Source organism: Clostridium sp. SM-530-WT-3G, assembly GCF_012843905.1.
GTDB lineage: Bacteria > Bacillota > Clostridia > Clostridiales > Clostridiaceae > Clostridium.
Map to the genome: position 1 here is coordinate 1 of NZ_JABAGC010000077.1, position 3,893 is coordinate 3,893.

The following is a 3,893-nucleotide window of genomic DNA, read 5'->3' on the forward strand; positions in this document are numbered from 1 at the left end:
TTACAGGATTTTAAGTGCATTTTTTATCTGTAAATATTGGTAATTTAGTTGTCAAGCGCAGTTTTTAGTGTTGAGCCTTAATTTTTATTAAGAATTCTTTAATGTTAAAAGAGTACTTAAATGGATTATTTTTTGTGTATAATATGTTGTAATTGATTTATAATGTTGTATTTAATTTGAGGAGAAATAAATTATGAGTAAAAATAAATTGGCATTGGGGGTGGCATTAATTATGGGAATGACAACAATTACAACTATAAAACCAGAAGCAGCAGTATATAATGGTGGGGAGAAGTATGGTTCAAAATGGTATTATTATGATAAAGGAATAATGAAAACTGGATGGTTAAATAGTGGTACAAACTGGTATTATTTAAAAGATGATGGTGCAATGGCTTCGGGATGGTGTTATCTGGATTCTGATGGAGTAATGAAGGAAGGCATCACAGATATTTATATTTTAAAAAAGTATTATTTCAATAAAAATGGAGAATGGGTAGAAGATACCAATGATTTATTTAAATTAAGTACATCAGAGAAGGTATTTAGTACTGATTCTAAGTCTATAGATGTATGTATAATAAATAGAACAGACCATGACTATGAAGTAAAGGCTGATGAGAATTATCTTCAAAAGTTAAGAAATGATGGTTTATGGGAAATTGTGAATCTTAAGAATGGAAGCAGAAAGATAGGTAACAAAATTGTAAGAGCTCATTCCAGTGAAAATTATTCTATTGATGTAAGTACACTTGCAGGTGGTAAATTAGAACCAGGCCAATATAAGATTTACAATTATTTAGGTAATAAGTATTATGAATATGAGTTTGAAGTTAAAAATCAGGAGCCTATATCATTAAAGACTAAACAAAAAGTATATAAATCAGATGCAGGCCTTAATGTTGAATATATTATAATTAATAATACTGACTCTGAGGCAGGTTATGGAAAAGATTATTCTATTGAGAAAAAAGTAAATGGAAAGTGGAAACATATTTCTTTGAAAGATGAGAATTTTATTGAAATTTCTATATTATTAGAAGCTCATAAAACTGATATGGGAAAATTTAGCATAAGTAATATTGATGAAGAAAAACCTATGGGAGAATACAGATTAGTTAAAAAGATTAATGGAAAAGATTATTATGCTAATTTTATCTTAGAATAGATAATAGTAGAGGATATTATGAATTATTATAATGTTTATTATTAAAGGTCATTCGCTATGTTATGCGAATGGCCTTATTCGTTATTTTATTTAATTATTCAATTATATCTATATAATTTGCATATATTATGGGGATTTTTGTTTCACCTTGTATAAGTGAATAATCTGAAACTATTTCTACAAATATACCTCTGATTTGAATACAGGAATTTGGTTTTAAAGTTACGTCTATAATTGATGGGTCATAATCTATAAAAAGTGGTTCATTAATATTATTATCAATTGCAATTTTTATAACATTTTGAGAGTATGCTCCTGTTATTTGCATTATTGTACCAGTAACTGTTATCTTTTTGTCTATATAATCATCTGGAGTTCTGCTGAGATCATTATAAGTTATATTTGTATTGTAGGAAGCTTTCAATGTTTCAAGATTCAGGTCAGCTGAATATGTTGAGTTGTTCTGATTCATACTATCTTTTAGTTTTTTCTTACATTTTATATATTCAGATTTAAAGTTCATGCTTAATTTGTTCCAGTTAGCTATTATTTCTTTTGCTGTTTCTTTTTCGGAATCAGTCATTTCTGAGTAAGTCTTTTGAGAATCTAATAGGGGTTTGAATTTTTTTTCTAATTTACTAATTTCTAATTGTTTATTTAGGATTGATGTATTATTAATTTGTGAATTATCTAATTTATCATTTATAGAAATGTGGTCATTTGCATATTTGGTATAGAACAATTGAAAATCATAGTTGTTGGAGCTACAGCTTGATAATGTTAACATGGATATAATTGTAGTGAAAATTAAAATACTTATACGTTTCATAATTCTTTACCTCTGTTGCTTTGTTTATTATATTTTTATTGGTTATAGTATTATAATAAAACATTTAATAAGCTCTACCAAAAGGAAATCTTATTACAGAGATGACTTTTATCTTTAAATAATATTAGAATATTTGAATAGTAAATAATATGTATTAAATTTACAAATATTGAAAAATATTTATGTAAATCATATAATAATAGTGTATTTCTTAATTATTATTATGGGTAAGGAGTGAAAAGATGTATTGTAGGAATTGTGGAGTAAAGATTGATGATGATAGTAAGTTTTGCAATATCTGTGGTGAGCAGGTTAATATAATAAATAATCTAGGGGACACTCAAGAAATAATAATACCTAAAGTTGATTTTACATATGATAATATATATGATGATGAAAATGAAGACTATATATGTGAAAAAAGTAATCTTGATACAAAAGAAATTAGGGCAGTGAAAGATTTTATAAAAAAATATTCCAGTAGGATAATATTAATTTTGAGTGGAATAATTATTGGAGTAATAATAACAATTGCTACAGTTAAGCTAAGTATGGGATTAGAAAAGACAAGTAGCAGTTCAGAATTAACCAATAAATCAAATAATATAGAATTAGCAGATACACAAAAACAGACAAATGAGAAAATAGTATCATCTAGTGATGAGTCTAACATATCTGATAATACATCTGAAACAGAAGCTAAAAAAGAAATTGATGATAAAAAAGATACTAATATTAAAAAAGAATCTAAAGTAAATGCTGAAAATAATAATCCTAATAATATTCCATCAGATGGACAGATTAATTATATATCAGATTCATTAAAAGATGGAAATATTAAATTTGCATACCCATCATTTTTTAATATATCGGATAAAACTAACGAATATATAAATCTAAAAACTAATAATTCAGATGCATCTATAAGTATTACTTCAAGTAATAACCTTCCATCAGGCAGTAAAAATGCAAAAGAAAAGTATAATTCTACTATAGATAAGTTGAAGCAAGAAAATGCTGAGATAGGATACAAAAATTTATCTAAGCGTGAAAGTGTTGTTACTTGGAGGAAGGATGGATTAGTATATTATCAATGTAACAGGTATGATAATAAAGGCACTAAATGTGATTCTTTCGTTGTTTCATATCCAGATTCACAGGAACATTATTATTATGATATAATTCAATATATTTATGATAACTTTAGTACATCATCAGATTTGAAATAATAAGATAAATTAATTAGTATTTATATATTACAGATTATGAAAAACGACAAAAGCATAGTAATTAATAACATTTTGATTGAAAAAAACATAAGTTTTGTATATAATAGGGTTGTTAGTGTTAGATAGTTTTTGACATTGGAGTTTGTTGAGTAATTGATAAACTCCTTTGTTTTTGTAAAATTTTATAGTTTATTTTGTTGTTTAATTTAGGTGAACTTCATAAATTGAGATTTCAGTTTATGAAGTTTTTTGTTGTATATTTATAACAAAATATAGAAATCCAAGATTTTAAACTTAAGTTGTCCAAAGCTTTAAAAGTATATAATATATTACTATTTTAATAGCATAAAGAGCTGTTTTCAAAAAATGTTGTTTATAAATTAGATAAAGTTAAATGTAAACAAGTATTTTTTGGGGTACTGGAATTGCTTCTAATGTCTTATAAATTATATGAAATTAAATATAAAACTATATGAAAAAATACATATTACAAGACAAGCTCTGTTTTTTTAATACTACTTGTTTTTATAAATCCAAAACATTTTACTAGGGAGTAGGACATATCCATAGACTTAAAGCAATAATCAAGGTTAAACAATATAAAATAGGATAAATAGTTCTCTAAATATTTAGTTGCTATTCCATAAAAATCACAAAACCAGGCTGA

At 25.3% G+C, this 3,893-nt stretch carries 3 protein-coding genes and 1 pseudogene; 2 read left to right on the forward strand and 2 right to left on the reverse strand.

From position 1 onward, the window contains the following. The first annotated feature begins 193 nt into the window (after window positions 1–193). Window positions 194–1,168: an immunoglobulin-like domain-containing protein gene (locus HF850_RS16060; protein WP_169106262.1), complete on the forward strand. Its 975-nt coding sequence runs from the start codon at window positions 194–196 to the stop codon at window positions 1,166–1,168. 94 nt (window positions 1,169–1,262) lie between these two features. Here the strand turns inward: HF850_RS16060 and HF850_RS15210 are convergent, their stop codons facing one another. Continuing rightward, a complete protein-coding gene (locus HF850_RS15210; RefSeq protein ID WP_169106263.1) occupies window positions 1,263–1,997 on the reverse strand; it encodes a hypothetical protein in 735 nt (244 codons plus the stop codon). A gap of 242 nt (window positions 1,998–2,239) precedes the next feature. Here HF850_RS15210 and HF850_RS15215 point away from each other — a divergent pair, with 242 nt between their 5' ends. Continuing rightward, on the forward strand, window positions 2,240–3,226 hold the full coding sequence (locus HF850_RS15215) for a zinc ribbon domain-containing protein (protein WP_169106264.1): 987 nt from the start codon (window positions 2,240–2,242) through the stop codon (window positions 3,224–3,226). Window positions 3,227–3,713: 487 nt separating this feature from the next. Here HF850_RS15215 and HF850_RS15505 read toward each other — a convergent pair. After that, window positions 3,714–3,893 (reverse strand): annotated as a pseudogene (locus HF850_RS15505) (hypothetical protein); the annotation flags it as partial.

What these genes read in the sequence shown, in the direction of transcription:
- HF850_RS15215 (WP_169106264.1), top strand. Translation starts at nt 2,240, where the DNA reads ATGTATTGTAGGAATTGTGGAGTAAAGATTGATGATGATAGTAAGTTT.
- HF850_RS16060 (WP_169106262.1), top strand. Translation starts at nt 194, where the DNA reads ATGAGTAAAAATAAATTGGCATTGGGGGTGGCATTAATTATGGGAATG.
- HF850_RS15210 (WP_169106263.1), bottom strand. Translation starts at nt 1,997, where the DNA reads ATGAAACGTATAAGTATTTTAATTTTCACTACAATTATATCCATGTTA.